General features: G+C 53.2%; 2 protein-coding genes. Both read right to left on the minus strand.

Annotated features, from left to right (window positions below):
- Positions 1–227: 227 nt before the first annotated feature.
- The gene (locus tag LKE08_RS00345; protein WP_324702204.1) at positions 228–1,112 is read right to left on the minus strand and encodes a DUF6492 family protein; all 885 of its coding nucleotides are present in this window, start codon (positions 1,110–1,112) and stop codon (positions 228–230) included.
- A gap of 689 nt (positions 1,113–1,801) precedes the next feature.
- Entirely contained in the window at positions 1,802–3,658 is a 1,857-nt protein-coding gene (locus tag LKE08_RS00350; protein WP_324702205.1) for a pentapeptide repeat-containing protein, read from the minus strand.
- Positions 3,659–4,270: the final 612 nt, after the last annotated feature.

A 4,270-nucleotide genomic window follows, 5' to 3' on the forward strand; every position in this document is an offset into this window, starting at 1 on the left:
GGGGCGAGATACAGCGCTGGGTGCCGGGAAAAAGCCCCCAGAATTGGGGGTTTGGGGGCGAGATACAGCGCTGGGTGATCCGATCCAGTTATTTACCAGACAGACTCTCTTAATCAGGTGTAGGGAGGGAGGGAGCAAGGGTCAAGGTAAATTTTCCCGAGGGTCAAAGAGAGCCATTGTAGGGGCAAGAAAACAAATCGTCCCTACTCCTTTCACCCAGGCATAGTTTAGAAGAATGACTTCACCAGGTGCTTGTAGGTATCGATCGAGAATTCTGCCTTGGACTGAATGTTCACGGCATAGCATTGGTCGGGGATCTTCTGAAGAAATTCTTGCATCTCTTCAGTTCCGATCGCTGTGGGGTTCCACCAGCTATAGGACAGCGGTTTATCCGTCGCCCAATGCCCACATTTATCCGGACCGGTATACTCTAAATAAGTCCCGTAAACCACCGGCTCACAAAAGTTCCAGTTGCGGGCAATCACAACCATCCAGTCCTGTTCGCAGGTCTTCTCAATCTGAGTCCGCATTTGCTGCAATATATCGGGCTTCCAGCAGGTAAACGGAGAAATAAAGTCCGGTCCGGGCAATTCTCGCTCTGGCAACCCCAAAATTGAATTGGCGGTTTTGAACCACTCAATATGCATCGGTAACTCTTCAGCAAAAATCACGTTGGGTTTCAGATAAAGCGGAACTTTTCCATCCTGCATGATATCTGAAAGCGCGAAATCCCGGCAAACAAATACATCCGAGTCAACGATAATAACTGTGCTTTGCTTCAATTGTACACAGACCTGCAACTTCGCCATTTGTTGGGCAATCCAACCCCGAATGGGGCGGGATTTCCAGCTCAATCGAAAGTAGCGGTTCTTGCGAGGAACTTTGAAGCGAAATCGGCTGACCCAGGATGGCAATACATCTTCTTTCGTCAGTACAGTTGTATGGGAACTGTCGAGTACCTTGAACAAGGAATAGTCGGCAGCATCCACCACAATGTAGTGGTGGTAGTCATCTTTCACGAACCTCGCCAAGCTTTCGTTGAGCAATCGACATTGTTCAAAATCGCCAAAAAAGCTGGGCGTCAAAAACGCCAAATTACCGCTTTCCTCCATTTTTCATTCCTCCTTATAAAAGTTTTCAAACTTAATATTTTTGAATCCTATCCAGTCCGCTCGATCGCCCCAAAGCAACCCTGCACCGTCAATCCGGTCAAACCCCAGTACACTGAGATTCGGACTGGACTGACATCGTCGGTGTCCTTCGGGACTTGATATCAACTCGAAGCCTCAATAATCGACTCGGGCGACTCCGCCATTTTATAACACCGGATGCTCAATTATATGAGCGACCCGATCGCTTTTAAAATATCTTTAAGATCGGGTCAAAATTCTTAACTTATTGACCGCCGATACCCGAGATAGCCGTCGTGTCACCACGTTCCTCTATTTCACGTTTCCATTCAATCTCGAAAGAAAACCGCCCGCAAAAACGCTGAAACCTCCTCTGAGAGAGAGTGTGATGGGTTGACGAAAGGTGGGGCCGGGAATCCGAACCGCAAGGAGCCTTGAGAATGTCGCGCCGTCATTTCTGACTTCGGCAAGGGTTCGGGGGCGCGACTATTTGCCAATAGTTCCCGATTGCTATATCAATGAGCTGGAAAGAACGGTCGGCCTGTCCTATCGTAACTGCCGATACTTTTTCGATCCCATTCATGAGAGAGCGATCGCCCCAGACTTCCAATGTCCGGGCGATCGCAACCTCGATCTCAAGATGACCGATCTATCAATCGATCCGGGGATTTTTACAGCAAGAAATCATCCTCGGCAATGGTGATAGCCGAGCCGCCCGCACCGTTCAAAACGGCGACGGTTTCGGTGTAGTCGGGCAATCCCTCCACAGAACCGTCATTCAATACGGCGATCGTCACCTGGGACGTACCGTTACCCGTGATCATCAATTCATTGAGATCGACAACACCGGTGGCAAACTCATATTCGAGCAAGTCAGTCCCATCCAAGAAATCCGTGATGATGTCCCCAGACGGTTCGATGGGAGCGGGGGCCGGCGGGAATGAAGGCTCCACCGGTTCGACTAAAAAGCCCGTGGCTTCCAACCGGAACAGGTCGGCATCCGCACCGCCGGTGAGCGTGTCGGCGGCGGTTTCGCTTCCTCCCGTCGCGCCGCCGAAGAGGATGTCGAACCCGACGCCGCCGGAAATCACATCCGCCCCGAAGTTGCCGTCGAGAAGGTCATTTCCGTCCCCGCCGTCGATGGTATCGTTGCCGGACAAGCTTTCGGCGACGCCCAAATCTCCGTAGATAGTATCCGCATCGGCGCCACCCAAGAGGCTGTCGGCCCCTCCGGCACCGTTGATGGTATCGTTCCCGGCGCCGCCGTCGATGGTGTCGCTGCCATCGCCGCCGGTGAGAGAGTCGTTGCCAGATGTGGAAGTCGCCCCGCCACCGCCGGAACCTCCGCTCAGGCCGATAACATCCGTCAGGATTGCACCGTTCAAATTCGCCCCCTCCAAATCCGCCCCGGTCAGGTCGGCTTTGGTGAGGTTGGCGTTGCTCAAATCCGCCCCGAGGGTATCGGCGGCGTCGGGTCCGTCGCCGAAGTCGGCGTTGGTGAGGATGGCGACTTCCAGGTTGGCGCCGCTGAGGTTGGCATCCTGGAAATTGCTGCCGACCGCAACCACTTCTTTCAGGTTGGCACCCACCAAGCTGGCCCCGGTCAGGTTGACGCCGGACAGGTCGGTTTTCTCGGCGAAGGCGTTATCTAAAATGACGCCGTCGAGTTGGGCACCGGTGAGAATCGCGCCCACCAGATTCGCGCCGTCGAGTTGGGCACCGCTCAAGTCGGCACCGCTGAGGTCGGCTCCGTTGAGATTCGCGCCGCTGAGGTCGGCTCCGGTGAAGTTGGCGTTGCTCAGGTCTGCACCTTCGAGGAAAATACCCTCTGCGAATACGCCCGCGAAATTGGCATTTCCGAGGAAAGTGTCGGCAAACGACGCGCCGGCCAGTTGGGCGTTGGTGAAGACGGCTCCCCCCAGGTTGAGGTCTTCCGCGCTGAAGTTGGTCAGATTGGCCCCGACGAAGCTGGCATTGGTGTTGATGTCGGCGGTCGCGGGATCGACATCCGTCACGTTGACCCCCGCCAAGTTGGCGCCGTCGAAGATGGCATTACTCAGGGTGATATCGGTGAGGCTGGCTCCCGCGAAATTGGCGCCGGTGAAATTGGTGCCGACCATGAGAGTTCCTTCGAGAGATACCAGTTGCAGGTTGGCATTCGTGAAGTTGGTATTTGTTAAATCCGCGGCTTTCAGGTTGGCTTCGAGCAGGTCGGCTCCCGTGAAGTTGGCTCCGCTCAGGTCGGGGCGGTTGGACTGTTCTCCGGAGATTTCAGCTTTGAATAAGTTGGCATCCTGCAATAAAGCATTGGACAGGTTGATGCCGTTGGTGCTGATCTCGGATAAATTGACTTCCCGCAGGTTGGCGCCGCTGAGGTTGACATTTTCTAATGTCGCTTTGAAGAGGCTGGTGGTGGGGAAGTTGGCGCTGGGGCGGAAGTTGGCGCCGCTGGCGTTGACATTCAACCAGTTGGTTTCTTCAAAGTTCGTCCCCCGCAGGCGGGTGCCGACGAAGGAAACGTCGGTCAAAGTCGCTTTGAAGAAGGTCGAAAGTATCTATCAGGTGGCGGTTGTAGGAAAAATTATATTTCGTGATTTATTGAAAATAGACTAAGTGTTGGCCTTCGGAAGTCCATAGAATTGGAGGCTTAATATCAAAAACTGATGTAATTCGGGTTAAAAGAAAATAAAAGCTCTCCAAACTTTACAAAACCCCATTGTTTGTGAAGCTCCAATCGGATAAGATGAAAATTTTTACGATCGCGGGGTCATGGGTGCGGAGCGGGGGGAAAACTTCACCCAATCTTTACATCGAAACCCGCCAAACTTTACAAAACCCCATTGTTTGTGAAGCTCCAATCGGATATGATGATAAATTTTGCGATCGCGACATTTTGGGTGAGGAGTATTACCCCTCAAACGGTCATGAAACAGCCCCGGGGAATTATTGTTCCCCGGGGCTGTTTATATACAGCACTTTGCGCGATAATGAGGCACAGCCGGAAAAGATCCCCCCTAACCCCCCTTGGAAAGGGGGGAATCAGAAAGTCCCCGTTGAAGTTTCTAGCGTTGCCTCCTCTGGCTCCCCCCAATTCTCCCCCCAATTCTCCCCCCAATTCTCCCCCCAATTCTCCCCCCAAT

The organism is Lyngbya sp. CCY1209, from assembly GCF_035615495.1.
GTDB lineage: Bacteria > Cyanobacteriota > Cyanobacteriia > Cyanobacteriales > Microcoleaceae > Limnospira.

What these genes read in the sequence shown, in the direction of transcription:
- LKE08_RS00345 (WP_324702204.1), bottom strand. Translation starts at nt 1,112, where the DNA reads ATGGAGGAAAGCGGTAATTTGGCGTTTTTGACGCCCAGCTTTTTTGGC.